Source organism: Streptomyces sp. NPDC005752, assembly GCF_040630715.1.
Classification (GTDB): Bacteria; Actinomycetota; Actinomycetes; order Streptomycetales; family Streptomycetaceae; genus Streptomyces.
Genome location: NZ_JBEXYB010000002.1, coordinates 254,396 through 280,893, shown reverse-complemented (window position 1 = coordinate 280,893; position 26,498 = coordinate 254,396). Strand labels below are relative to the sequence as shown.

Annotated in this window: 21 protein-coding genes; 3 read left to right on the top strand and 18 right to left on the bottom strand. The window is 70.9% G+C overall.

What is annotated here, in order from left to right; genetic code table 11:
- The first annotated feature begins 352 nt into the window (after positions 1–352).
- Positions 353–742: a DUF6281 family protein gene (locus tag ABZ441_RS02995; RefSeq protein ID WP_358967442.1), complete on the top strand. Its 390-nt coding sequence runs from the start codon at positions 353–355 to the stop codon at positions 740–742.
- A 246-nt stretch (positions 743–988) separates the two neighbouring features.
- Here ABZ441_RS02995 and ptlI read toward each other — a convergent pair whose 3' ends face one another.
- The 10 genes from ptlI to gap form a co-directional block, all read right to left on the bottom strand.
- Complete coding sequence (gene ptlI, locus ABZ441_RS02990) at positions 989–2,383, bottom strand: pentalenene oxygenase (protein WP_358967439.1); 1,395 nt, start codon at positions 2,381–2,383, stop codon at positions 989–991.
- Between the two features lie 112 nt (positions 2,384–2,495).
- Positions 2,496–3,509 (bottom strand): pentalenene synthase, encoded by a 1,014-nt coding sequence (ptlA, locus tag ABZ441_RS02985; RefSeq protein ID WP_358967436.1) that lies wholly within the window; start codon positions 3,507–3,509, stop codon positions 2,496–2,498.
- 125 nt (positions 3,510–3,634) lie between these two features.
- A complete protein-coding gene (locus ABZ441_RS02980) occupies positions 3,635–4,648 on the bottom strand; it encodes a polyprenyl synthetase family protein (RefSeq protein ID WP_358967434.1) in 1,014 nt (337 codons plus the stop codon).
- Positions 4,645–5,544 (bottom strand): neopentalenolactone/pentalenolactone F synthase, encoded by a 900-nt coding sequence (ptlD, locus tag ABZ441_RS02975; RefSeq protein ID WP_358967431.1) that lies wholly within the window; start codon positions 5,542–5,544, stop codon positions 4,645–4,647. Before ptlD ends, ABZ441_RS02980 begins: the two co-directional genes overlap by 4 nt.
- 48 nt (positions 5,545–5,592) lie before the next feature.
- A complete protein-coding gene (gene ptlE / locus ABZ441_RS02970; RefSeq protein WP_358967549.1) occupies positions 5,593–7,347 on the bottom strand; it encodes a neopentalenolactone/pentalenolactone D synthase in 1,755 nt (584 codons plus the stop codon).
- 5 nt (positions 7,348–7,352) lie between these two features.
- Positions 7,353–8,165 (bottom strand): 1-deoxy-11-beta-hydroxypentalenate dehydrogenase, encoded by an 813-nt coding sequence (gene ptlF, locus ABZ441_RS02965; protein WP_358967428.1) that lies wholly within the window; start codon positions 8,163–8,165, stop codon positions 7,353–7,355.
- Between the two features lie 128 nt (positions 8,166–8,293).
- Positions 8,294–9,748, bottom strand: a complete 1,455-nt coding sequence (locus ABZ441_RS02960; protein WP_358967425.1) for an MFS transporter — start codon at positions 9,746–9,748, stop codon at positions 8,294–8,296.
- Positions 9,749–9,806: 58 nt separating this feature from the next.
- Complete coding sequence (ptlH, locus tag ABZ441_RS02955; protein WP_358967423.1) at positions 9,807–10,658, bottom strand: 1-deoxypentalenic acid 11-beta-hydroxylase; 852 nt, start codon at positions 10,656–10,658, stop codon at positions 9,807–9,809.
- Between the two features lie 162 nt (positions 10,659–10,820).
- Positions 10,821–12,017, bottom strand: coding sequence for a pentalenolactone synthase (gene penM, locus ABZ441_RS02950; protein ID WP_358967420.1), 1,197 nt, complete (start codon positions 12,015–12,017; stop codon positions 10,821–10,823).
- 175 nt (positions 12,018–12,192) lie between these two features.
- Positions 12,193–13,197, bottom strand: coding sequence for a type I glyceraldehyde-3-phosphate dehydrogenase (gene gap / locus ABZ441_RS02945; protein WP_358967417.1), 1,005 nt, complete (start codon positions 13,195–13,197; stop codon positions 12,193–12,195).
- Positions 13,198–13,339: 142 nt separating this feature from the next.
- On the opposite strand from gap, the gene ABZ441_RS02940 reads away from it, so the two are divergent.
- Positions 13,340–13,801: a MarR family transcriptional regulator gene (locus ABZ441_RS02940; protein ID WP_358967415.1), complete on the top strand. Its 462-nt coding sequence runs from the start codon at positions 13,340–13,342 to the stop codon at positions 13,799–13,801.
- Between the two features lie 99 nt (positions 13,802–13,900).
- On the opposite strand, the gene ABZ441_RS02935 is transcribed toward ABZ441_RS02940, so the two are convergent.
- The 6 genes from ABZ441_RS02935 to ABZ441_RS02910 all read right to left on the bottom strand — a co-directional run bounded on the left by ABZ441_RS02935 (position 13,901) and on the right by ABZ441_RS02910 (position 22,704).
- Complete coding sequence (locus ABZ441_RS02935; RefSeq protein ID WP_358967412.1) at positions 13,901–16,045, bottom strand: alpha-galactosidase; 2,145 nt, start codon at positions 16,043–16,045, stop codon at positions 13,901–13,903.
- A complete protein-coding gene (locus ABZ441_RS02930; protein ID WP_358967546.1) occupies positions 16,045–18,090 on the bottom strand; it encodes a beta-galactosidase in 2,046 nt (681 codons plus the stop codon). The genes ABZ441_RS02935 and ABZ441_RS02930 overlap by 1 nt, the downstream gene beginning before the upstream one ends.
- Positions 18,091–18,098: 8 nt before the next feature.
- Complete coding sequence (locus ABZ441_RS02925) at positions 18,099–18,989, bottom strand: carbohydrate ABC transporter permease (protein ID WP_358967409.1); 891 nt, start codon at positions 18,987–18,989, stop codon at positions 18,099–18,101.
- On the bottom strand, positions 18,986–19,897 hold the full coding sequence (locus ABZ441_RS02920; protein WP_358967406.1) for a sugar ABC transporter permease: 912 nt from the start codon (positions 19,895–19,897) through the stop codon (positions 18,986–18,988). The genes ABZ441_RS02925 and ABZ441_RS02920 overlap by 4 nt, the downstream gene beginning before the upstream one ends.
- A 61-nt stretch (positions 19,898–19,958) precedes the next feature.
- Positions 19,959–21,341: an extracellular solute-binding protein gene (locus ABZ441_RS02915; protein ID WP_358967404.1), complete on the bottom strand. Its 1,383-nt coding sequence runs from the start codon at positions 21,339–21,341 to the stop codon at positions 19,959–19,961.
- 370 nt (positions 21,342–21,711) lie between these two features.
- Positions 21,712–22,704 carry a LacI family DNA-binding transcriptional regulator gene (locus tag ABZ441_RS02910; protein WP_358967402.1) on the bottom strand — a complete coding sequence of 331 codons (993 nt, stop codon included), beginning with the start codon at positions 22,702–22,704 and terminating at the stop codon, positions 21,712–21,714.
- Between the two features lie 263 nt (positions 22,705–22,967).
- On the opposite strand from ABZ441_RS02910, the gene ABZ441_RS02905 reads away from it, so the two are divergent.
- A complete protein-coding gene (locus ABZ441_RS02905) occupies positions 22,968–24,236 on the top strand; it encodes an MFS transporter (protein WP_358967401.1) in 1,269 nt (422 codons plus the stop codon).
- A gap of 24 nt (positions 24,237–24,260) precedes the next feature.
- Here ABZ441_RS02905 and ABZ441_RS02900 read toward each other — a convergent pair whose 3' ends face one another.
- Entirely contained in the window at positions 24,261–25,058 is a 798-nt protein-coding gene (locus tag ABZ441_RS02900; RefSeq protein WP_358967400.1) for a VOC family protein, read from the bottom strand.
- A gap of 92 nt (positions 25,059–25,150) precedes the next feature.
- Positions 25,151–26,497, bottom strand: coding sequence for a carboxyl transferase domain-containing protein (locus ABZ441_RS02895; RefSeq protein WP_358967544.1), 1,347 nt, complete (start codon positions 26,495–26,497; stop codon positions 25,151–25,153).
- Between the last annotated feature and the right edge of the window lies 1 nt (position 26,498).

Below are 26,498 nucleotides of genomic sequence, written 5' to 3'. Positions count from 1 at the left end.
GGTCCGCCGGCGTCACCCGGGGGGCTGGAACGAGCCACTGTTCAGATCCTGGCTGTAGGTGCCGCTGCTACCGCGCACGTCGGAATCCTGGGCGAAGCCCTCTTTGTGCAGCCGTCCCATGTCATCGTTGGGAATGGCGGCACCACCGGGGAACATAGTCGGATCTGCCGGAGTCCCAGTTGTACCGGTCCCACACGGGTGGCGGGGGAACCTGATCCGACGCACCGGCGTCGAAGGTCGGAACACGAGGAGCCTCACCACGGGCACGTCTCACTCCCGCGCCGAACGGTGACGACTCACTCGGCAAGGAGGAGGCACTCCCTCCTTGCGGCATCTACTGAGGGGGAGACACATGAGCTGGACCAGGCGATCCGCCGGCTTGCTGGCGGCGGCGGCCATGGTGACGTCGGTAGCCGCGTGCACGGCCGGCAGCGGTGGCGCTGAAGCCTCCTGCGTCGCTCGGTACGCCTACCAGGACGTTACGTACCAAGACGCGGGGGACGTGGAAATCACCCTCGGGGAGAAGCTCGGAGTCGCCACCGAATCCCCCTGCGAAGACACCGGTGGCCGTGGCGAGAGCGAGGAGCAGCCCGGTTCGACGGCTACCGCCTACGAAGTGGACGGCATCTCTCCCAAGGTCGCCATCGCCGTCGGGGACAGGCCGGAGACAGTCAGGTTCTTCGCCGTTTCGTCCGACTCGGAGTTCCCACCCGAGGTACGGAAACTGATCGACGGTTCCTGATCTCGCCTGCGGGTGCGGTGTGGTTCCGAGGCCGGCGCCGCACCGGACCCCGCCCACTGACCGGGCCACGTGACGCGGCAAGGACCGGGGAACGTGGCCGGGCACGGTGCCGGTCGTAGTCACGCCGGCCCGCGCCGCAGACCGCCGGTCCGCGGTATGCGGCTGCGGGCAGCCGATGTCGTGCCGACCGTCATCCGCTTCGTCGGTCCCCCGGGCGGTCACGTGCGGCGGGGGCCGCTGGTTCGCTCACGTCGCGTCACCCCCGGCCGGTGCGGAGGCTGCGGAGGTCGTACGGCGCGGCGTGCGCGCGTCCAGCCTCAGGCGCAGCCGGCGGGGGTGGTAGATGGTGGCCAGCGGGACCGGGCGGATGTCCATGCCGGGCTCGCAGGTGACCCGCCAGCGGCCGAGGATGGTGGCGAGCCCCAGTAGGGCCTCGGTGCGTGCGTAGAGATCGCCGATGCACTTGCGGGCGCCGGTGCCGAACGGCACGTAGGCGTGGCGGGAGGCCGGCGCGATACGGTCCGGGAGCCAGCGGTCGGGGTCGAATTTCCTGGGGTCGTCGAAGGCGTCCTCGTACTGGGCGACCGCGGCCGGGCTGAAGACGACGGTGGAGCCGGCGGGCAGCTGACGGCCCGCGAGTTCGGTCGGGGAGGTGGTGAGGCGGGTGAACAGCCAGGCGGGCGGGTGCAGTCGCAGCGTCTCGGAGATGATCCGGTCGGCCAGGGAGAGGTTCGGCAGGTCGTCCCACTGCGGGGCACGGCCGTCGAGGACGGTGTCGATCTCGTCGTAGAGCGCGGCTTCGATCTCCGGGTGCTGGGAGAGGAGGTAGAAGACCCAGGTGAGGGTGCCGGCGACGGTCTCGGTGCCGGCCGCCATGACGGTGATGACCTGGTCGTGGATCTCCTTGTCACCGAGCCGGCCGCCGTCGTCGTCGCGGGAGGCGATCAGGGCGGCGAGCAGGTCGTCCCGCTCGATGTCGGAACCGCGGTAGTCCTCGATGAGCTGCTGTGTGGTCTCGTGCAGAAAGTCCAGGTTGCTCTTGTAACGGCGCTGGGACGGCAGGGGCAGCCGGCGGATCGAGGCCGGCAGGAACATCTGCCGGAACAGGCCGTTGAGCACGACGTCGAAGGAACGTTCCACCTTCGCCGCCAGCTCGGGGCTGACGGGTGTGGAGTACAGGGTGCGGCCGACCGTGCGCAGGGCCATGCCGTACATCTCCTGGAAGGCGTCGACGACCATGCCGTCCTGCCACCGCGACGCCGTGTCGTCGATCTCGGCGTGCATGGCCTCGGCGTACCGCTTGAGCTGACCGCGGGTGAACGCCGACTGCATCAGCCGGCGCTGGCGGCGGTGGTCGGTGAACGGGCAGGTGACCAGGCCGTTGCCGGCGATGTCACGGGCACGGTCGTAGAAGACGCCGCCCTTGTCGAAGATGCGGTCGTTGGTCAGGACGTGCCGCAGCAGTTCGGGGTGGGTCGGGACGTAGGCCGTGGTGGGGCCGATCCTGATCTCGACCAGGTCGCCGTGGGCCGACAGCGACGTCATGAAGTTCACGGGGTGGCGCATCATCTGGAGCGCGTGCCCCATGACAGGGAGCGCCCCGGGCGCCGCCCCCGCCGAGAAGGTGGTCTGCTCGGTCATTGGATTCTCAACTTCCCTTCTTCGCTGCACTGATGACTGCTTTTCCGGTCGGCCGGCAGCTGTGCCTCCGCGACGGCCGGGCGCCGGTGCGTGGTGCTGGTGAGCGGTGCGGCTAGCGGGCGGTCCTGCCGAGCTCCTCCAGATAGCCCTGGGCGCCTGCGGCCCGTGCGAACTCGGCGTCGTAACGGCCCGAGGAGCGGTGCCAGTCGTAGGAACCACGGATCACGGTGCGCACGGCGTCGTTGCGGTAGCGGTCCAGGGCCTCACGCTCGGCCTCGTCGAGCCGGTAGATGTCGCAGACCCGGGGCAGGCAGGACTCCAGCAGGAGGTACTGCTCCAGGCGGGCGCGGACCTCGCTCTGGATGTGGGCGACGCTGCGGTCCGTGGACCAGCCGTGCTCCCGGCGCAGGATCATGACCATGTTGTTCTGCTCGCCGCGGGCCTCTTCCTTCTCCAGCGACGCGATGTCGTTCAGCAGCAGATTGGCGTCGACGGCGATCTGGAGCATCGCCGAGAGCACGGCGCTGTCGAAGACCCGGTGCGGCACCTCGAAGCGGCCCGCGCGCTCGGCGAGGTCGACCGTCGGCTGAACCCCGATGGTCTGCCGGCGTACGGCCAGGTACTGGGCCGCGGAGTCGTACGGCGTGTCCCGGAAGCGGCTCTCCGCCTCGTCGACGTAGCCGTCGAAGTAACTGCGCCAGTGCCGGGCGCTGCGCGCGCACCAAGCGGGTGTCATGCCCTCGCTGGTGCGCCGCCAGATGTCGGCGAAGCCGTGGGCGATGGGGGGTGCGGAGCCGGGGAGGGGGCCGTCGAGGGCCGCTGAGACCGCTCCGGTGAGCTGTGCGGTCTCCTCCGGATCCTCGCCGCGCGGCCCGTCGAAGAGGTCGTCGAAGAGGAAGAACCACGACATCAGGTCGACGCCCAGGTCCAGGTCGGCGCCGGCGGCGTGGGGGTAGAAGCGGGAGGCCAGGTCGGCGTAGCTGCCGCGCAGATGACGCGCCGCCGCCTCCTCGGACCTGATCAGACCGAGCGACCGCGGCCAGGCGAGCTGCTCGGCGTCGGCCCGTGCGTGGTCCGGGCTCTGCCGGCCCGGCAGGGGTATGTGGAAGTCGACGTCCTGGGGCATGAGGGAATCCTTGGGAGTGGGTTGCGGAGGGGCGGCGGGCATGGTGCTGGTGGCCTGGAGGGGCTGCGCCGATCGGAGAGACGGAAGTCGGTAGGGGGCATACGTGTACGGGGGCCGGCCCGGCCTCAGGCCTCACGGCGGACGACGAACCTGCCGAGCGCGAGGAGTTCGTCCCGCGCGCCGGCGTCCAGCTCGACACCGCGCAGCGCGTCCTCGGCCAGCGCCATCCGCCGCGCGGCCTCGGCAGTCGCCCAGTCCCGGCCGCCGGCGCTCTCGATCAGGGCGGCCACGTGCCGCAGTTCCTCCTCGTCGGGTTCGCCGGGGGCGGTGAGCCAGGCGGCCAGCTCGTCGCTGGGCGGGCCGGCCTGGTTCAGCGCGTGGCTCACCGGCAGGGACTTCTTGCGGGAGCGCAGATCGGAGTGGACCGGCTTGCCGGTGACGGCCGGGTCGCCCCAGATGCCGAGAACGTCGTCGACGACCTGGAAGGCGATGCCGACCTGGTCGCCGTAGAGCGCCAGCGCGTCCACCGTCGACTCCGGTGCTCCGGCGAGGACGGCCCCGATCGCGGCGCTCGCCGACAGCAGCGCGCCGGTCTTGCCGGCGGCCATGTCGACGCACTCCTCGACCGTCACGTGCGAGCGCTGTTCGAAGGCCAGGTCCTGGACCTGACCACGGATCAGATGCCGGGTGGTGCGCGCCAGCAGCCGGGCGGCGGGCGCAGCTGTCGGCAGCCCGGTGTCCAGCAGCACCTCCTGGGCGAGCGCCAGCATCGCGTCACCGGTCAGGATGGCGCTGGAGGGGCCCCACAGCTTCCACACCGTGCGCCGGTGGCGGCGCTCCTCGTCTCCGTCCATCAGGTCGTCGTGCACCAGGGAGAAGTTGTGCACGAGCTCCACGGCGACGGCGCCGGGCAGGGCGACCTCCGGCGGAGCGCCGACCGCCTCGGCCGACAGCAGCGCGAGCGCCGGCCGTACGGCCTTGCCGGCGTCGGCGCTGGTGGGCGCCCCACCGGCGGTGATCCAGCCGAAATGGTAGGCCGCCTGGTGACGTGAGCGGTTGTCGAGCCGGCCGACGGCGGCTTGCAGCGCCGGGGTGATCGTGACGCGGCTGTGGCTGAGGCAGGCGGGAGCGGTGCTCATGCGGCGACCTCCGCGTGCCAGGGGTCGGCCGGGTCGTCGAAGATGCTGACGACCTGGCGCATGACGCGCCGTTCGGCCGGGTCGAAGGGCTGCTTGGCGTGGACGGTGCCGAGCTGGTCCCACATGACGATGTCCCCGGGCTGCCAGGTGTGGGCGTAGGTGTGCGAGGGCTCGCCAGCGTGCGCCAGCAGTTCGTCGAGCAGCTTGCGGCTGTCGTCGGGGGCGAGGTCCACGATCCGCTCGGTGTTCAGGGTGCTGATGTAGACCGACCGGCGGCCGGTGCGCGGATTGCGGGCGATCAGCGGGTGGACGGTGGAGGTGCCGTCCTCGGGCTGGATCCGTTCGGTGCTCTCGCCGAGGGACACCTCGCCCTGGAGCTCCTCCGCGATGGTCTCCTCGTACCCGGTGCGCAGGGCGTGGCGGACCCGGTAGGAGTGCAGACGCCCGCGCGTCTCGGGCGACAGGGACTCGTACAGGGCGTACATGTCGGTGAAGAGGGTTTCCCCGCCTCCGGAGGACGGCACTTCCACGGCCTCCAGGAAGCCGACCTGGGAGACACGGGGGCGGAAGGAGTAGTCGGTGTGCCAGCCCATCCACCCGGCGTCGCCGACGCCGATCCTGCGGCCGTCCCGCACCAGGTTGGAGACGATCAGGATCTCGTTGTGGTCGGGGTGGGCGCCGCTGGTCAGGCCGGTCTTCGGGATGTACCCGAAGCGACGGCCGAAGGCCAGGAACTCCTCGTAGGAGGGGGTCTCATGGCCGCGGAGGACGAGGACGAGATGCGCGTCGAGCGCCGCCCAGATCTCCTCGAACCGTGTCTTGTCCATGTCGCCGGTGACATGGGCTCCGTGCACGACGGCGCCGAGAGCGGCGCCGGGTATCGGCGTTACGTCCATGGGCGTTGCCACCTTTCGGAGAGGAGATGCGGAGAGGAGACGGTGCGGTCAGCGCAGTTCGAGACCGGCGAGGTCGCCCGCCTCGCGCCAGCGTCTGAGGATGTTCACGAACGCCACCGAGCCGCCCCCGTAGCTGGAGTTGAGCAGGGGCAGTCCGCTCGGGTCGCCCTCGTTGTTGTAGAGGCCGGGCGTGCAGTTCTCCAGGAAGTCGCTGTCGCCGGCGGCGAGCCGGAGGATCTCCTCGACCCATTCCTTCTCGGCGGCCTCGGAAGCCTCCACGACCTCGTGGCCTCGCTCCTCGACGCACTTGACGACGTGTGCGAGGTGCCGGGTCTGCTCGCCCAGCATGTAGGCGATGTTGACGTGCCGGCCGGCCTGGGCCTTGGACAGGATGAAGCAGTTGGGGAAACCGTTCACCTGCAGTCCGTGCAGGGTGCGCGCCCCGTCCGCCCACTTCTCCGACAGCTTCACGCCGTCGCGTCCGACGATGTCGTAGCCGGCGCGGTCGGTGTACGGGACGGCGAACTCGTGCTCGTAGCCGGTGGCGAAGACCAGACAGTCGACCGGGTACTCCCGGCCGTTCGCGACCACCCCGCCCGGAGTGAGCCGCTCCACGCCCTGCCCCTGGGTGTCGACCAGGGTCACATTGGGCCGGTTGAAGGTCTGCAGGTAGCCGTCGTGGAAGCAGGGCCGCTTGCAGTAGACGCGGTAGTACGGCTTGAGGGCGGCGGCGGTCGCGGGGTCGGTGACAACGCTGTCGACGCGGGCGCGTAGTTCCTCCATCTTGAGGAAGTCCGCACGCTCTGCCGCGAGCGCCCGCTCCTTCGGGTCGCCCCCGGTGTCGCCGGTGGGCAGGATCGCGGCGGCCAGTTCGGCCGTGGTCTGGGTCCAGCGGTCCTGGACCAGGTCCTCGTCCTGCGGCACGCCGGAGGTCAGCGCGTGGAAGTTCTCCATCCGGTGCTGCTGCCAGCCCGGCTCGAGACTGCCGGCCCAGTCGGACGGGGTGGGCCGGTTGCCGCGGATGTCGACCGCGGCCGGGGTGCGCTGGAAGAGGACGAGCTGTTCGGCCCACTCGGCGAGGTGGGGGGCGAGCTGGACGGTCGTCGAACCGGTGCCGATGACGCCGACCCTCTTGTCCCGCAGCCCGGTCAGCCCGCCGGTGCTGTCGCCTCCGGTGTAGTCGAAGTCCCAGCGGCTGGCGTGGAAGGAGTGCCCGGCGAACGTCTCCAGGCCCGGCAGCGCGGGGAGTTTTGGGCGGTGCATCAGGCCGATCGACATGGCGACGTACCGGGCCCGGATCAGATCGCCGCGGTCGGTGCTCACCAGCCACCTCCCGGCGGCCTCGTCCCAGCGCAGCTCGGTGACGGCGGTCTGGAAGAGGGCGTCGCGGTAGAGGTCGTACCTGTGGGCTATCTGCTGGAGGTGGGCGAATATCTCGGGCCCGGTGGAGTACTTCTCGGTGGGTATCGTGCCGGTCTCCTCGAGCAACGGCATGTAGATGTAGCTCTCGACGTCGCACCGGACGCCGGGGAAGCGGTTCCAGTACCAGGTGCCGCCGACGTCGCCGGCCTCGTCGATCAGCCGGATGCGCTCCAGGCCGGTCTCCTTGCGCAGATGGGCGCCGGTCAGCAGGCCGCCGATGCCGGCGCCCACGACGGCGACGTCCACCTCGTCGGTTAGCGGTTCGCGCTCCTGCCGCTCGGTGTAGGGATCTCGCGCGTAGCGGCCGAAGTCACCGCGCGCGAACCGGTAGGTGCGACCGGTGCTGCGTTTGTCGCGTTCCTGCCGGTATTTCTCCCTCACGGCTTTCAGGTCGACGGTCGGTGTTCCATCGCTACGGTCGTCGCTTTCGGCGCGGGCCACAGCTCCTCCTCGGGGGAAGGGGGCGGAAGGGATACATGACGCCATACGTCGTCGAACTGATCGCGCAGCCGCAGCGGCGCGTCGGAGTTGCTGAAGAGGTAGAAGCGGTCGGAGCCGAGGGCGTCCCACACGAGTCCGGCGACGTCCTCGGCGCTCACCGACGTGTCGCCTCCCGCACCGCGCGGGGCCGTCAGGCCCTGGACCATGGGGGTGTCGACCCGGCCGGGGCACAGCACCGACACCCGGACGCCGGTGCCCCGCAGATCTGCGCGCAGACTGCGGGCGACCGCGAGGTCGGCATGCTTGGAGGCGGCGTAGGCGGCGCTTTTGGCCCCGACGACGAAGGCGGACATCGAGGCGGTGTGGATCAGATGGGCCGGCCGGCCGCGCTCCAGCAGCCGGGGGACGAAGGCGCGGGCCACCAGGACGTGCGCCCAGTGGTTCACCTCGAAGACCTGCCGCATCCGCTCCAGCGGCACCTCCCACAGGGGCTGCCCCACCGGGCCGAGGACCCCCGCGTTGTTGCACACCACATCGACGTCGCCGAGCAGTTCGAACGTCGTTTCCGCGAGCCGTTCGACGGCGTCCGGGTCGGTCAGGTCGGCGGTCACGGCGGTGACCCGAGCGCCGGGCTCGGTGAGTTCGGCGGCCCGGCGGTGCAGTGCCTCGCCGTCGACGTCCGCCATGACCACGTCGGCGCCGGCCCGTGCGAAGCGGGCGCTGAGGGCGAGGCCGATGCCGCTGGCCGCGCCGGTCACCACGGCTGTCCTTGTCCGTAAGTGCACTTGGCTGTCTCCGATTCTGTGCGCGGGTACGCCGAGAGGACGGCGCGCCGTTGCCGACGGGAAGGTCTGGATCGGACCGCGTCCTTCGAGGGGCGCGGGTGTCAGCTGGGGTCGGGGAGCTTCAGGCTGATCACGAGAACGATCACCGAGGAGCACACCAGCATGGCCAGGACGAGCACGGCCGCCGAGACCGTCGACAGCGAACCGGCGAGGGAGACATAGAGGGTTCCGCCGACGGTCGCGCCCAGCGCGGTCGCCATCTGCTGGCTGGTCACCAGCACACCGCTGCCCATGCCGGCCTGCCCGCGGGGTACGTCCGCGAGGATCATCCGGAACAGCGTCGGGCCGATCAGCGCCGCGCCCGCCCCGAAGAAACCGATCCCGACGAGCACGAGCGCCAGGGAGGGATGCGGCCAGCCCACCCAGAGCACCAGCGCCAGCAGCAGCAGGCTCGCGGCCTGGACGACGGTACCCAGGGTGACGATCCGGCCGCCCAGGGCCGCCGCGATCCTCGGGGTGAACTGCGCCACCACGAAGAACGCCACGGCGAACGGCGCCATCCCCCCACCGGAGGCGAGCCCGCCGAATCCGAAGTGACCCTGCGCGATCAGCGCGTAGACGAACAGGAAGGCGCCGAAGCCGGCCGAGAACGGCACCATCGCGGCCAGCCCTCTGCGCATCCCCGTACGGGACAGCACCGACGGGGACAGCAGCGGTGAGCCGCCCCGTGCCTCCAGCCCGCGTTCGACCCGCGTCAGCGCAAGCGCCGCAACCGCGGCGACCGCGAGCAACGACCAGAGCCACAGCGGCCAGCCCAGGTCGGGGCCCGCCACGACCACGGCCAGGACGCAGACCATGGTGACGCCGAACAGCAGGGTGCCCAGCGGGTCGAAACCCGGCTTCGTGTCGGCCTTGGTCGCGGGGACGCGCCGGACGGCCAGCAGCGCGGCCACGCCGATCGGCACGTTGATCACGAACACCATCCGCCAGCCGATCCCGGCGACGTCCAGCGAGACCAGCAGCCCGCCCACGATCTGCCCGATGACCATGCCGACGCCCGCGGTCGCCCCGTACATGCCGATCGCACGGGCGCGCGCCTGGCCCTCGGTGACCGCCTGGATCGTCGCCAGCACCTGCGGTACGAGCATCGATGCGGCGGCGCCCTGCAGCAGCCGGGCCGCGACGAGGAACTCGATGCTCGGGGCGAGTGCGCACAGCGCCGAGGTGACGGTGAACGCCGCGAGCCCGTAGGCGTACAGGCGCCGTCTGCCGAAGGCGTCACCCAGCCGCCCGCCCAGCACCAGGCCGAGGGCGTAGGTGAGGCCGTAACCGGACACCACCAGCTCCAGTGCGGCGGGGCCGCCGTGGAGGTCGTCACTGATCGAGCTCAGCGCCACGTTGACGATGGAGGCGTCCACGATGGACAGGACGTATCCGGTGAGCACCACCATGAGGGCGATGCCGCTGAGCCCGGCGACGGCCGGTGACGGGCCGGCCGAGGGCTCCGGTGCCGCGTCGGTTTCCTTCAGAGGGGGGAGGCCCTCGCTCTTCGTCATGCGCTGCCTGCCCGGGCGTGTGTGGGGGGATGTCTGAGGCGGATACGAGGTGACGACGTCACTCGGTGGTGGTGGGGGTGCCGGTGATCTTCGACAGGATTCCCTTGGAGGCATCCTTCGCGGACTCCGGCCAGGGGGTCATGGAGTTGAACCCGCGGTGCGAGGAGGCGGGCTGGATGCGCGTGTCCATCGACATCCGCATGCCGGCCGGATCCACCGATACGTTGGGGATGGACTTGTGGCACATGAAGGCGTGGAAGATGATCACGTCACCCGGCTCCATGGGCGAGAAGAGCAGCTGCTCCTCGGCGCCGAACTCCTCCGCCGGGATTCCGCGTACGGCGTGGCCGAAGCGGCGGAAGTTCTCGGTGACCACGTGCTCGCGCGGGCCCTTTTTGTGGCTGCCGTCGGCGACGGCGACGCCGCCCGTGCCGCGGGTCGTCGCGAGCAGCGGTATCCAGGCGGTGCGGAAGTCCTTGTTCGGTCCTATGTAGAAGCCGTCCTGGTGCAGCGGTGTCAGGAAGCTCGGCTCCTCGGTGCCCGCGGCGGAGGGGTAGTAGCGGATCGTCGTCGACCTGAAGACGAAGACGGGCTCCCCGAAGACCTTCTCCCAGACCTTGAGGGTCGAGGGATGGTTCCACAGCTCGTCGTACTTGACGTAGTCGTGCATCGCCACCTCGTCGACCGCCTCGAAGGAGTCGATGGTGAGGGTGTCGAGTGTGGTGCCGGGGGCGGCGTGGCCGAGCCCGATCAGGCCTTCGAGCATCTGCTCGGCGGCTGCCCGGACCAGATCGCGGTCCAGGGCGCCGCGCAGGCAGAGGTAACCGTGCTCGTCGTAGAACCGGTCGAGGGCTTCACGGTCGTCGAGAAGAGGCGTGCAGTCGACGTAGTCGCTGAAAGTTTCCGTCATGGTTCCTTGTCCTCGTGGCGTCTGTGCGTGGGGGAAGGAGCGTCAAACATCCAGGCGGGCCGACGGTCTTCGTTCTCGCGTACGTGCCGCCCTTCACCTTGCGTACGTGCCGCCCGACTCCATCAACGCCGGGCGGCTGTCACCTCGCTCGTGCACTGCCGTTCAGAAGGTCACGGGGAGCTCATCGAACCCGCCGGTGATCCGGTGCTCCTGCCAGCGCAGCGACTCCTCGGGTACCGCGAGCCGCAGGTCGGGCAGTCTTCGGAACAGACGCTCGAACACCGCGGTCAGCTCGATCCGGGCCAGCACGCGGCCGATGCAGTGTCGGGTGCCGTGCCCGAACGCCAGGTGCGGCCTGGGCCTGACCCGGGCCAGGTCGAACAGGTCACTGTCGGGGAACGCCAGGCCGTCGATGTTGGCCGCGCCGATGGCCAGCATCACCGCGTCGCCGGTCCGGATCACGGTTTCGCCCACGGTGACGTCGCTGTGCGCGTAGCGGGGTATCAGTGCGTTGGATCCCTTGCCGCCGACGCTCAGGCGCAGGATCTCCTCGACGGCGGCCGGGGCGAGTCCGGGATTCTCGGCCAGCAGGGCACGCTGGACCGGATTGCGCAGCAGCAGCAGGACGCCCATGTCGATGCGCACGATGGTGGTCTCGTAGCCGAACAACAGGACGGCGTTTCCCAGTTGGGCGATGTCCGCGTCGGACAGTGCGCCGCCCTTCTCGGCGATCAGCTCGGACAGGATGTCGTCGCCCGGCTCGATGCGCTTGCGCGCCACCAGTTCCGTCATGTAGTCGACAACCTGCTGAAAGGTGTTCGCCGAGTGCTGGTTGTCGCTCTGGTCGAACGTGCCTCTGGCCCACTGCCCGAACCGCTCCCGGTCGGCCAACGGAACGCCGAGCAGATCGCACACGACCATGGTCGGCAACGGGAACGAGAGCGCGTGGTGCAGGTCGACCGGCGCGGTACTGCCTGCCAACTGGTCGAGCAGGTCGTCCACATGGTGCTCGATCCGGGTCTTCATCAGGCGCATCCGGCGCGTGGAGAACCGTGGCACGAGCAGCTCGCGCATGAGCGGATGGCCGGTGGCCTCGGTGTCGTAGTCGTCCCCGGCCATCAGAGCCATCATGAAGCCTCTGGCCGCGCTCCTGGCCGACCGCTGCGGGTGGGGATTGCTGAGACCGAGCCGGCGGTCGGCGAGCAGTGTCCTCACCTCGTCGTAACGGGTGACCAGCCACGCGTCCTCACCGGCGGTTCGCACCCTGGTGATCGGCCCCTCCCGCTGCAGTGCGCGCATCCGGGGTGCGATGCCGAGTATGTCTGGGTTGTCGAACGGTAACCTCGGAAGTTCTTTCATCTGGTGTGTCCTCATGGCGTCGCGTGGGATTCGTCGGGCAGCCGGGCGCGCCGACGGCATCGGTTGCGTCGGTGCGCTGCGCGCCGGTTCACGGGCGCGCCGAAGCGGCGGCCGCCGCTTCCGCGGGCGGCCGTTGCTGACGTGCGGGTGGTGCGGACGCCGGGTCGGCGAAGGACTACAGAGACGACCCGATGAGCAGTGAGAGGTCGATGAGGCGGTTGGAGTAGCCCCACTCGTTGTCGTACCAGCCGACGACCTTGACCTGCGAGCCGGACATCCGGGTGAGCCCGGCGTCGAAGACGCAGGAGGCCGGGTCGCCCACGATGTCGGTGCTGACCAACGGAGCGTCCACGTAGGACAGCAGTCCCTTGTACGGCCCCGAGGCCGCCGCTGCGAACGCCTCGTTCACCTCGTCCACGGTGGTGCCGCGGCGGGTGGTGACCGTGAGGTCGGTGACCGAACCGGTGGGGACGGGAACCCGCAGGGCGAACGCGTCCATCCGGCCGTCGAGTTCCGGCAGGACGAGGCCGATGGCCTTGGCGGCGCCGCTGGAGGTGGGCACGATGTTCAGGCCCGCGGCCCGGGCCCGGCGCAGGTCCTTGTGCGGGGCGTCCTGGAGGTTCTGGTCCTGGGTGTAGGCGTGGACCGTGGTCATCATGCCGGTGTCGATGCCTACGGCGTCGTGCAGCACCTTGGCCAGTACGGCGAGGCAGTTGGTGGTGCAGGAGGCGTTGGAGATGATGGTGTGGCGCTCGGGGTCGTAGTCACCGTCGTTGACGCCCATCACCACCGTGATGTCCTCGCCGCTGGCAGGAGCGGCGATGACGACCTTCTTGGCTCCGCCCGCGACGTGTGAGCGCGCCCTCGCGGCGTCGGTGAAGATGCCGGTGGACTCGATCACGATGTCCACTCCCAGATCGCCCCAGGGCAGGGCGGCGGGGTCGCGCTCGGCGAGAACCTTGATCGTCCGGTCACCCACGCGGATCGCGCCCGGCTCGGCGGTGATCTCCTCGGGGAAGCGTCCCAGGATCGAGTCGTAGGCGAGCAGGTGGGCCATCGTGGGTACGTCGCCCAGGTCGTTGACGGCGACGATCTCCAGCTCCGAGCCCCGCGCGGCCGCCGCACGGAAGACGTTGCGGCCGATGCGTCCGAAGCCGTTGATGCCGATGCGCACAGTCATTGGTGTGCTCCTCACCTAGCGCTCTGCGAACAAGTCCGTTGACGCGCCGTTGCGCCGAGGTGCGATGCAGACCGTGCGCCTGGACAAGGCGCCGGCACGCGATCGATCAGGAGCTTATATAAGTCTGCGATAGATTTCCAGGGTGACTTCTACTCAGCGTGGCGACAGCAACACCGACTTGGATGTCGGCGACCTCACCAGGGCGATCGAGAACTTCAACCGCTACTACATCCGGCTTCCCACGGTGAAGAAGCTGTCGTTCACCACACTGTCCGTGCTGGACACACTGGCCTACAGCGGTCCGAAGCGGCTGACCGCACTCGTCGGCACCGAGCAGATCAGCCAGCCAGGACTCACTCAGCTGGTCACCCGGCTCGAGCGCGACGGTCTCGTGGAGCGCCGCCCCGACCCGGCGGACGGGCGCGCCGTCCTCGTTCACATCACCGACAGCGGCCGAAGGATCGGCCAGGCCCGGCACGAGGACCGGGGCCGCTATCTGATCCCGCTGATCGACCGGCTGGCGCCCGCGGACCGACAGGCGATCGCCGCGGCTCTGCCCGCCCTGACCCGTCTGGCGGAACTCGGGGCCGAAGCGGGACGGTAGTGGGGCCCGTCCGCTTTTTCGCCGTGCGGCGCGCAGGGCGGCCGGGCCGCGGCCGGAGTCCCCTGCCTGGACAGCCGTGAACCGCAGCGCCGCCCGCCGTCACCCCACCCGGCGCAGCGTCAGCATCCGGCTCGCGTAGGCCCCGGGCGGCAGCGCCGCCGGTACTCCGTACGCGGCCAGCGCGGCGCCACTGCGTGCGGTCCCGGCAACCAGGATCCCGCTGTCGTCGTCGATGTCGTACACCGCCTCCGGATCGAGGCCGCGCAGCCGCAGCCGGGGTACCGCCGCGCGTTCCGCCGGCCCCGCCCGCCACTGCAGGACCACGCACTCGCCGCCGTCGCGCGCCACGTACTGCACGGCGTGGGAGCCGTTCTCGGGGGAGCCCAGGCGGTACAGGTCGCCGCTCTGGATCGTGGACCGCACATCCTTGTAGCGGGCGACGTAGGCGGCCGTCTCGTGCAGTTCCGACTCCGGCCAGCGCGTCAGGTCTCCGCCGATGCCGAGTGCCCCGGCCATCGCGCTGTGCAGGCGGAACCGTAGGGGAACGGCCCGCCGGGTGTACGGGTTCGGGCTGTCGGTGACCCAGGCGCCCATCACCTGGGCGGGGTAGAGCTGGGAGAAACCGTGCTGGATGTCCAGCCGGTCGACCGCGTCCGTGTTGTCCGAGGTCCACGCCTGGTCGGTACGGGCCAGGCTCGACAGGTCCACCCTTCCGCCGCCGCCCGAGCAGGTTTCGATGCGCAGGGCGGGCCGTGCGGCGCGCAGCCGGTCGAGAACGCGGTGGGTGCCGAGGGCGTGCTCGACGAAGACCCTGCGCCCGTCGGGGCGGAGGCCGGTGGAACCCGCCTCCGTGAAGGACCGGTTGAAGTCCCACTTGAGGAAGTCCACACCGTATGCGTCGACCGTGCGGAGCAGCCAGCCGAGGGCCCAGTCGGTCACCTCGGGCCGCGAGAAGTCGAGGACCAGCTGGTTCCGCAGAGGGTGCGCCGTGCGGTCGGGCAGGTGCAGGACCCAGTGCGGACGTTCGCGGAACAGGTCGCTGTCCGGGTTGACCATCTCCGGTTCGACCCACAGGCCGAACCGCATGCCGAGCCGGTGGACGTGGTCGGAGAGCGGGCGGAGCCCCTCGGGGAAGGCGGCCGGCCGGGGGACCCAGTCGCCGAGGCCCGCCCGATCGCTGTCGCGGGCTCCGAACCAGCCGTCGTCGACGACGAAGAGTTCGGCTCCGGCGCGCGCGGCGAGGTCGGCCAGGTCCCGCTGCCCGTCGAAGGTGACGTCGAAGGCCGTCGCCTCCCAGGAGTTGTAGAGCACCGGCCGTGGTTCCCCCGGCGCGGGCAGGACGTGCTCCCGGATGTAGGAATGGGAGGCCCTGGAGGCCGCACCGAATCCGCCGGGCGTGTACTGCCCGGTGCTGACGGGGGTGACCCAGGTCTCGCCCGGTGCGAGGGCGATCTCCACCCCCTCGTGCCCGCTGCCGCCCAGCACGCTGCACCTGCCCTCGGCGGACCGGACGGCCGTCATGCGCCAACTTCCCGCGGTGGCGAGGGCGAGGGTCCACACCTCGCCGCTCTCCTCGGTCGCGTCGCCGGCGTCGAGGGCGAGCCAGGGGTTGCTCTGGTGGCCGGTGTGGCCCCGCCTGCTGGTGAGGGTCGTCTCGCCGACGGCGAGCGGCGTCCGCCGCAGCTGGAACTCGCCCGACCACTGCCCGTGGACGGAGCTCATCCGGTATGCGGGGAGGACGGGCAGGTTCCACTGCGCGGCCGAGTGCCGGAGCAGCGACATCGGCGCGTCCTCGCGTGCCCCTGTGTGCCGCAGCACGGTCCAGCGTTCGATCACCGGGCAGTCCTTGCGCACCCGGTAGTGCAGGTGCCAGGCGAGCGCGCGGCCGGCGTCGTGGAGGCTCACGGACAGCTCGGCGCCGGCGCCGTCCTCCCGGACGTCGTAGCCGTCCACGACGGGCTCGGTCGCGCTGGTGCCGTCCGCGTAACGTACGTCCAGGGCGGGCGGGGCGAACCGGACCTGGCCGTCGGTGGCCAGCTCTTCCGTCCCGTCGAGCGGACTGTGGAAGCTGCTCCCCTCCGGATCCGGTTCCCCCGCTGCGAGGGCGTCCTCCAGCGTGAGGGACGCCCCCCAGTGCAGCAGGCGTACGGTTCCGGCGGCCGTGTCGATCCGCAGCGCGTAGCCGGTGCCGCCCGCGTGCAGGAGTACGGTCCCCGAGGGGCGGTTGATCTCGGCTAGGTGCATCAGCGGTCCTCTTCCCTGTGCTGTCGTGCCCGTCGAGGTACAGGCTGCTCCCGCAGGACCACGACATCCCCCGCCGGCACGCTCGCGTGTCCCGGCAGCGCCGAGCCGTCCAGCCGCGTATGTCCGTCGGTGGGGACGCTGACCTCGCTGTCCGTGTGGTTGACGAGGAAGAGGTAGGACCGGTCGCCGGCGCTGCGGCGTACGGCCTCGACCCCGGAGGGTACGGCCGCCGCCGGGGCGGCCCCGGCCTCCCGGCACACGGCGTCGAGGAGACCGCGCAGGGACCGCGCGGGCAGAGTCGCGGCGGCGTACCAGCCGGTGCCGTCGCCGTAGGGGTGCCGGGTCACGGCCGGGCCGCCACGGGCCGGGCCGCCGTCGGGTCCGTCCGCGAACCGCAGCCAGGCGGAGCAGCCGCGCGCCTCGACCCGCTCGGTCCACAGGTGCGCGTGGGAGCCGTCCGACAGCAGAGCCGATTCGCCCTCGCGCAGGGGGAGGTACTCGTCCACGACCAGGCCGAGGAGATCGCGGAACGCACCCGGATGCCCTCCGGCCCGCACCCGGTCGTGGGCGTCCACGGCTCCGCTGAAGGGACCGAGGACGGCGTGGCCTCCGCCCCGCACGTAGGCGTGCAGGGCGTCGGCGTCCGCGTCGGACACCAGGTACAGGCTGGGCGCGACGACGGCCCGGTACGTGGTCAGGTCGGCGTCGGGCGCGACCAGGTCACAGGTGACGCCGAGGTCCCACAGGGCCCCGTACCAGTCCCTGACCGTGTTTAGGTACCGCAGCCGTTCGGAGGGGCGGGCCTCCAGCTCCAGGGCCCACCAGGCGTGCCAGTCGAAGAGCAGTGCCACCTCGGCCCGCACGCGGGTGCCGCGTACCTCGGACAGGCCGGCGAGTTCTGCGCCGAGTGAGGTGACCTCGTTCCAGGTGCGGGTGTCGGTGCCGCCGTGCGGAAGCATCGCGGAGTGCCACTTCTCCGCGCCCGCCCGGGACTGGCGCCACTGGAAGAAGAGGATGCCGTCGGCGCCGCGGGCCAGGTGGGTCAGGCTGTTGCGGCGCATCTCGCGTGGCGCCTTGGGCACGTTGACGGGCTGCCAGTTGACCGCGGACGTGGAGTGTTCCATGAGCAGCCAGGGGCGGCCACCGGCCATACCGCGGGCGAGGTCGGCGTTGAGGGCGAGGTCGACGTGGTTGCCCGGGTCGGCCGCCACCAGATAGTGGTCCACGGAGACGATGTCGGAGTGCCGGGCGAAGGCGTGTCCGTCGACCTTCTTCTCCAGGGTGCCGAGCAGGTTCGTCGTGATCGGGATGCCGGGGGCGGCCTCACGCAGCAGCGCGCTCTCCGCCCGGTGCCGGGCGAGTAGGGCGTCGGAGGAGAAGCGGCGGTAGTCGAGATCCTGGCCGGGGTTGCGGAAGGCGGTGGTGTCGCCGGGTGGGTCGATCTCCTCCCAGTCGCCGTAGCGCTGCCCCCAGAAGTCGGTTCCCCAGACGTCGTTGACCCGGTCCGGCGTCGTGTACCGGTCGCGCAGCCAGGTGCGGAAGGCCGCGCCGCTCGTGCCGCAGTAGCAGAGGGCGTTGTGGTTGCCCCATTCGTTGTGCACGTGCCACATGACGACGGCAGGGTGGTCGGCGTACCTTCTCGCCAGTTCCCGCACCACTGCGTCGGCCGCCCGGGCGTAGTCCGGACTGCTGGGGCAGAACGCCTGCCTGCTGCCGTGTGTCAGCCGGGTGCCCGACGCGGTGAGCGGCAGCGAGTCGGGGTGGGCCTTGCTGAACCAGGGTGGCGGGGCGGCGGTGGGGGTGGCCAGGTCGACGGCGATGCCGGCGGTGTGCAGCAGGTCGAGGACGGTGTCGAGCAGTGACCAGTCGTACACGCCCGGGCGGGGTTCGAGGCGGGACCAGGAGAACACCCCGACGGTGACGAGGTTGACCCCCGCCTCGCCCATGAGGCGTACGTCCTCGTGCCAGACGTCCTCGGGCCACTGCTCGGGGTTGTAGTCGCCCCCGTAGGCGATTCCCCCGAGCCGTCCCGTGAGGGCGAGCATCGGGTCCTTCACGACTTCACCGCCCCCGCGGCCAGGCCCGCGCGCCAGTAGCGCTGCAGGAGGAGGAAGGTGATCACGATGGGGACGACCGAGACGAGCGCGCCGACCAGCGTCAGTGTCTGCAGCTCCGGTGCCCGGCTGGTCTGGGACTGCCAGGTGAACAGGCCGAGGGTGACCGGGTAGAGCCGCTCGTCCTGAAGCATGATCAGGGGGAGCAGGAAGTTGTTCCAGATGGCGACGAACTGGAAGAGGAAGACGGTGACCAGGGCCGGGGACATCAGGCGCAGCGCGATGGTGCGGAAGATCGTCCACTCGCCGGCCCCGTCGATGCGGGCCGCCTCGATGACCTCGTCGGGGATGGACGCCGCGGCGAAGATCCGGGACAGGTAGACACCGAACGGGCTGACGACGCTGGGCAGGAACACCGACCAGAAGGTGTTGGTGGCGTCCATCTCGGCGAAGAGCAGGAACAGGGGCAGCGCGAGGGCGGTGGCGGGCACCAGGACGCCTCCCAGGATGACCGAGAAGACCGCCTCCCTGCCCTTGAACCGGTAGACGGCCAGGGCGTATCCGGCCATCGCGGCGAGCAGCGTGCCGACCGCCGCGCCGGCCCCGGCGTAGGCGAGGCTGTTGCCGAGCCAGCGCAGGTAGACACCGTCCTGCTGGGTGAGGAGCGCGGTGAGGTTCTCGCCCAGGTGCCAGTCGGCGGGAAGCAGACCGGGCGTGGTGACCAGGTCGCTCTGGCTCTTGGTCGCCGAGATCAGCAGCCAGTAGACGGGCAGCAGCATGTAGGCGGCGACCAGAGCCATGAACAGGAGCACGGGCACGCTCGACAGGGCGGGGCCGCGACGCGGGTGCGTGGGCGCGTGTGCGCCCTCGGTGCGGGTGAGGAGGGTCATCCCTGCCTCCTGGCAGTGAAGCGGAGGAACAGGAAGGACAGCAGGAAGGTGGCCACCGCGAGGAGTACCGACAGGGCGGCGGCCTCGTTGTAGTGATCACCCGCCGCGAGTGAGTAGGCGGCGAGGTTGGGGGTGTACGTGCTGGTCACGCTGGTGGAGATGGCACGGAACACCTGTGGCTCGGTGAACAGCTGGAAGGTGCCGATCAGGGAGAAGACACCGGTCAGCACGAGCGCCGGACGGATGACGGGCACCTTGATGCGCAGGGCGATCGTCCACGCTCCCGCCCCGTCGACCCGGGCGGCCTCACCGAGGTCCGCGGGTACGGCCTGCAGCGCCGCGTACATGATCAGCATGTTGTAACCGGTGTACGTCCAGGTGACGACGTTGCCGATCGACCACAGGATGGCGTCGGGGCCGAGGAGGTCGACGTCGACGTCCACCGAGCGGAGCAGTTCGACGACGGGGGACAGCCGCGGGTCGTACAGGAACGCCCACATGAGGGCGGCCACGACGCCCGGGATGCCGTACGGCACGAAGTAGACCAGGCGGAAGAACCGCTTGAGGCGGGCCACCGCGGAGTCGAGCAGCAGCGCCAGGGCCAGCGCGAGGGCCAGCATCACGGGTATCTGCACCAGGGCGAAGAGCGCTACGCGCAGCAGGCTGCTCGCGAAGAACGGCTCGGACATGACGTCGGCGTACTGCTGGAATCCGGCGAAGACCGTCTCCGTGCGGCCGAAGGTGCCGCCCTTGCGCTCGGTCTTGTGCAGGCTCTGCCAGAACGCGTAGCCGACCGGCACGAGGGTGAACAGGACGAAGGGGATCAGGAAGGGGGCGAGGAACGCGAACGGTGCGAGGGTGCGGTGGCGGCGGGAGGCCGCCGCCACCGGGGTGCGGGTGGTCGTCACGGGTGGCTTTCGGGTTGGGTCCTGCCGACGGGGCGGGGCGGGGGAAGACCGGCCGTGGGCGTCAGTCCGTCACGTCCAGCGACTGCTTGCGCAGCGACTCGGCGCTCTGCGCGTCGGTGTCCTTCAGCACGTTGCCCAGCGTGCTGCCGCCGCCGGTGGCCCTGGCGGTGCCGTCGCTGAGGTAGCGGTAGGTGTCGGTCATGGTCGGACCCCAGGTGAAGTCGGTGTCCACGCCTCTCGACGCCTCCGCGAACACGTCGAAGATCGGCTGCTTGCCGTAGAAGTCGACCGGCTGCTTGAGGGCGGGCAGTTCCAGACCGGCCTCGGCCGCGGGGTAGAGGCCGCCCTCCTTGTTGAGGATCTCCAGCGCCTTCGCGTCGGTGTTCAGCCACAGCGCGAACTTCGCGGCCTCCGCCGGGTGCTCGCTGCCCTTGAGGACGGCGGTGGTCGAACCGCCCCAGTTGCCCGCCTGCTGCCGGCCCTTCTCCCACTGCGGCATGGGGGCGACGGCCCACTTGCCGGCGGTGGCCTTGGCGTTGTCGCGGATGGTGCTGTAACCCCAGGCCGCACTGATCCAGGTGACGACCTCGCCGTCGTTCCACGACTTGTACAGGGCGGGAGAGAAGCCCTGGAGGTCGGTGGCGACGAGTTCGTCGTCGATGAGCTTCTGCCAGTAGTCGGCCACCTGGCGGCTCTCGGGCCGGTCGACGGTGACCTTCCACTTGTCGGCGTCGCGCTCGAACATGGGGGCCTTGTTCTGCCACAGCAGCCCGGTGAACCAGTTCGGGTCGGTCTGCGAGAAGTGGGTGATGTACTGCCCCTTCTTGGCGGCCTTGATCTTCCGGGCGGCGGCCTCGTACTCCTCCCAGGTCGTCGGCGCGGCCAGGCCGAGCTTGTCGAAGACGTCCTTGCGGTAGAAGAGCGCCATCGGGCCGGTGTCCTGGGGCACGGCCCACACGCCGTCCTCGCCCCCGGCGCCGAAGTCCACCTGCGACCAGGTCCAGTCGACGAACTTCGAGCCTGCCTCCTCGACCCCGTCGCACTTCGCGATGTCGGTGAGTCCGCCCTTGAGCCGGAAGCTGGCGAGTGAGTCGTACTCGATCTGCCCGAGGTCGGGTGCCTTGTCCGCCTTCAGTGCGTTGGACAGGTTCTGGTACGTACCTGCGTTCCCGGACGGCGTCGTCTTGAGCTTGACCTGGACGTCGGGGTTCTCGCTGTTCCAGACGTCGACGGCCTTCTGCATGCCGGGTACCCACGACCAGTAGTCGAGGGTGACCTTGCCCGAGGCCGGCTCGCAGGCGGAGCTCGCGGCCGAGTCGTCCGTGTCGTCCGCGCCGCCACCGCACGCGGTCAGCGCCGTGAGGGTGAGAACCACGCTCCCGGCCAAGCCGCGCCGGACGACGGAACCGCGCCGGGTGACCGAATCCCGCTTGCGAACTGCCATGAGGTTGCTCTCCTTCGAGCCGGGGGCGTCACGTCCGAGTAGGGCGACGGCGGCTACCTTCACAACGGAGATCAACGAAAGTCAACAGTTCTGGTGAAGTCCAAGGCGTACTGCGGCCGTTTCGTGATGCGGTGAAGCAGGGGATCACCGGCCAGAGAAGTCCGTTGACCTGCGCATATGCTGCTGGCTTCCTCTGGGTTGGCTCGATCGAGGAGAGTGACGTAATCGATTACGTGATGGGCTCGTCGCGACCCTGAACCCTCCGTCGAAAGGAGTGGGGGAGCGCTGCCCACCTGTGCGGCTCACGAGCGGGCGGACGGGGCATGGACGGGTGGAGGGGGCGGAAGACCGGTGGGCCGGGGGAGTGACCTCAGACGGTCCCGCGCGAGACGAACTCCGCCTTGACACGCACGGTCCTACGCGGAACGCGTCCGTCGAGCCGCTGGATGAGAAGCCGCGCCGCGGCCCTTCCCACGTCGACGGCCGGGTATCTGACCGTGGTCAGACGCGGACGCACCAGCGAGGCGAACGACGCGTCGTCATGGCCGATCAGCGCCACGTCGCCGGGGATGCCGACGCCCAGTTCTTCCGCCTTGTCCATCGCGCCGATCGCGACGGCGTCGTTCGCACAAAAAACCGCGTCCGGCCGGTGCTTCATCCCCATCAGGTGCTCGAAGCCCGCCGCTCCCGCCTCCCGGGTGTGCTCGCCGCGGACGACCAGCCGACCCGGGAGCGTGATGCCGAACTGGACGGCCAGCGCTCGCAGCAGTTCCAGCCGGGGGTCGCCGCCGGTGGCGTCCCGGGGGCCCGCGATCATTGCGATGCGCCGGCGCCCCGCCTCGGTCACAGCGGTCAGCGCCGCGCGCATGGCGGCCCGCGCGTCCGGTGTCACCAGGTCCGTCTCCCCGAAGGGCAGGTCGGCACTGACGACCACCGGGATGCCCGCCTCCGACAGGGTGAGGAAGTCCTTCGCCACCAGCCGGAACGGAGTGATCACGACCCCCGCGAACCGCTGCTGGACCGCCTCCCGCAGGTACGCCCGCTCCTCGTCCCGGTCCGCCTTCGTGTCGCAGACCATCACGTGGAGGCCCAGCGTCCGCAGCTCTTCCTGGAGGGAGGCCGCGAGCTGGGCGTAGAAGGGGTTGGACAGGTCGGGCACGATCAGCGCCACGATGCTCGAACGGCCGGTCCGCAGGCTCCGCGCCACCGTGTTGACGGAGAATCCCAGCTGGGCGATGGCCGCCTCGACCACTCGCCGGGTCTCCTCCGCGACGGCCCGCTTGCCGGAGAGGACGTAGGACACGGTCGCCGTCGACACCCCCGCCGCCCGGGCGACATCGGCCATGGTGACCCGAACTGCCAACGTGGACGCCCCCTCCGTACGGCTCGTCACCCTACTTCACACCGCGACACCGCAGGTCACGCCCCGTCCGGGGCCGGCCCGGGCCGTGGTGGCCGAAGGTGGGCGGCCTTCGGGTGAGCACGTACCTCCTCGGCCCCTCCTGCGCGGCCGGACCGGCGGGGCCCCCGACGCCTACCGGTCGTCACGCGAGGCTTTTACGGCCGTGGACTGCCGGGTCGTGAGGGCGTCTCCCGCGTCCTCGGGCGGGGTCGTTACCATCCCGTGTGACCGAAACCGCCAAACAAGGTGTACCCCGCACGCGCATACTCGCCGACCTGACGCCGCTGCGCTCCTCCCCCGACTACCGGCGGCTCTGGTTCGGGAACACCATCTCCTGGATCGGGCAGGGCATGACGGCGCTGGCCGTCTCGCTCCAGGTCTACGACATCACCGGGTCGGCGTTCTCCGTCGGGCTGATCGGTCTCTGCTCGTTCGTCCCCCTGGTGCTCCTCGGCCTGTACAGCGGCGCGATCGCCGACACAGTGGACCGGCGCAGGCTGGGGCTCCTCAGCGCGGCCGGGTCGTTCGTGCTGGCCATCGCCCTGGCCGCCGTCGCGTTCGCCGGGATCGAGCACGTCGGGTTCCTCTACGCCGTCGTCACGCTCCAGGCCGTCTGCTTCGCGCTCAACTCCCCGGCCCGGAGCTCGATGATCGCGCGACTGCTCCCGGCGGAACAACTGCCCGCGGCCAACGCGCTCAACGCCATGACGTCCACCACGGGCGGCCTGGCCGGGCCGATGCTCGGCGGCCTCATCGTCGGCTGGTGGGGATACCGGGCCGCGTACACCGTGGACGCCGTCACCTTCACCGCCTCGTTGTACGCGATGTGGCGGCTGCCCTCGATGCTTCCCGACCGCGCGGCGGGGGAGAAGGGCACCGAGCGGGCTTCGGTCGCCGACGGACTGCGCTTCCTCGCCACCCGGCCCAATCTGCGGATGACCTTCTTCACCGACCTGAGCGCCATGGTGCTGGCCCAGCCCCGTGCTCTCTTCCCGGTGATCGCCGTCCTCTGGTTCGGCGGTGATGCGAGGACGACCGGCCTCCTGGTCGCCGCACCCGCCCTGGGAGCACTGCTGGGAAGTGTGTTCTCCGGATGGCTGGGCCGTATCAGGCGGCACGGGCTCGCGGTCCTCGTCGCCGTGGCCTGCTGGGGCGCCGCCATCGCTGTGTTCGGGCTCACCCGTGCGCTCTGGCCCGGGCTGGTCCTGCTCGCGCTCGCCGGGTGCGCGGACTCGATATCGATGGTCTTCCGCAACACCATGCTCCAGGCGGCCGTGCCGGACGCCATGCGCGGCCGGCTGCAGGGCGTCTTCATCGTCGTCGTGGCGGGAGGCCCGCGTCTCGGCGATCTGGTGGCAGGCTCCGCCGCCGACCTGACGTCCCCGGCCGTGGCGGTGACCGGCGGCGGCCTCGCGTGTGTCCTGGTGGTCTGCCTGCTGGGGCTGAGCCGGCGCGGCTTCGCGCGGTACGACGCGCGTGATCCGCAGCCCTGAGGGCCTGTCCGGGGCCGGGCCCCGTCAGGAGACGTCGGTGACGCTCGGCATCTCGCCCCCGGTCGTCGTGGGGTCGATCAGCGAGAACACCGCGCCCTGCGGGTCCGTCAGGGAGGCGAAACGGCCGAACGGGATGGTCATCGGACCGAACCGGAGCTCCGCCCCGAGCGCCTTGGCCTTCTCCACCGCCGCGTCGCAGTCGGAGACGGTGAAGTACACGTTCAGATGGGCCGGTACCCCGGGCGGGAACTCCTCCCCCATCTTCATCCTGCCCAGCACCGGGTCCGCGCCCAGGTCGTAGAGCGAGAAGTCGATCGCGTCGTCGTCCAGGTGCTTCACCCCGTACCCGAAGACGGCCGCGAAGAAGGCGTCCGCCTTCGCCGGGTCCCGGGTGTAGACCTCGGCCCAGGTGTAGGCGCCGGGCACCGCAGTCGCCTGGAAGCCCTCGTGACTGCCCGCCTGCCAGACCCCGAACGGTGCCCCGCCGGGGTCGGCGGCCAGCACCATCGTCCCGAAGTCGCCGACCCGCATCGGCTCCACCAGCACGTCGCCCCCGTGCTCGCGGATCTTCGCGGTGGTGGCGGCGGCGTCCGGCGACGCCAGGTACAGGCACCAGGCGGGGGGCGTCTCCTGGCCGGGCATGGGCGGTGACAGCGCGGCGACCGCCTTGCCGTCCACATGGGCCTGGGTGTAGTCGCCGTACTCCGGCATCGATTCGCCGTACGTCCAGCCCAGGAGCTCACCGTAGAAGCGCTTCGCCCCCTCGAGATCACCGAACGTACCGTCGGCCCAGCACGGAGTGCCCTCGGATTCAGCGGCCATGGTCGGACCCTTCTTCGCTCGACTGCGTACTCGGCGGATGTCCTTCCTGCCACGCTAGCCAACCGTCGCCCGGGCGGCGCGCCGAGCGCGTCTCAGCGCGTCGTCGGCGCCTGTGGCCCGGCGTGGCCGACGACCGAGCGGGCCACCCCCAGCTCCACCAGGTCCTGGGGGCGCAGCCGGAGCTGGTCGGCCGTGGACCGCACCTCGTCCGGGCCGCGCTTCAGGATGGCCGCCGCCAGTTCGGGTGCGATCACCGAGAAGTAACTGTCCTGGGTGACATGGGTGTTGTCCGGCGCGGCCAGCGCCAGCGCACCGCCGGAGCCGCCCTCGCCGATCACTAGCGTCGTCACCGGCACCCGGGCGGCGGCGACCGCGGCGAAGGCGTCCGCGATGGCGGCGCCCGCGCCCGCCCGCTCCGCCTCCGCGTCGTTGGCCGCGCCGGGGGTGTCGACGAGGGTGAGCACGGGGAGGCCGAGCCGGTCCGCGAGCCGGATCACCCGGGCCGCCGTGCGGTAGCCCGCCGGGCGGGTCGCGGTGCCGCACTGGGCGGCGTACGCCACCGGCTGCCCGGCGTGCAGACCCACTCCGCAGAGCAGCCCCGGGTCCCTGCCGCCGCAGCGGTCGCCGTTCAGCGGCATCCGGTACTCGAAGTAGGCGTCCAGGTAGGCCTCGGCGCGTGGCCGTGCCGTCGCCCGGGCCTGCTCCACGGCGTCCCAGCCCGTCGCCGGCAGTCCCGTGTCCGACAGCGCGCCCGGCACCGGGGCGGCCTGGGCAGGGCTGGTGCCGGTCAGTGCCGTCAGCCAGCGGCTCAGCACCCCGGGCAGGTCGTCCGGCGCGACGACCGCGTCGATCTGGCCTGCCGCCAGCTGCCCTTCCGCGGTGTACGCGTACGGGTCCGCGCCGACGGGCCGCACCCGGGAGCCCGCGAAGCCGATCTGGGCCCCGGGCAGCGCCAGCACCACGTCGGCGCCCGCCCCCACGGTGGCCCAGCCGCCCCCGGTCGCCGGATCCCGCAGGACCGAGATCTGCGCCTGCCCCGCGGCCCTCAGCCGTGCTGACGCACGGGCCACCCGCTGGAGCTGTATCAGCGCGATCATGCCCTCCTGCATCCGGCTGCCCCCCGTGGCGACCAGCGAGACGAGCGGCAGCCGCAGCTCTCCCGCCAGCGCGTACGCGGCTTCCAGCCGGTCCCCGGTGTGCCCGCCCAGCGAACCGCCCAGGAAGCCGAACTCGAAGGCGGCCAGGACGCACTCACGGTCGCCGACGACGGCCCTCCCGTACACGACGGACTCCTCCTCGCCGGTCCGCTCCGCGGCGCGCGCCCTGGACTCCGCGTAACCGCTCCAGCCGAGCGGACCGTCCGGAAGGACGGGGCGCGCGGCCGGACGGTGCTCGGTGAAGCGCGCGGTGACGCCGGCGATCGCGTCCCGGGCCGACATG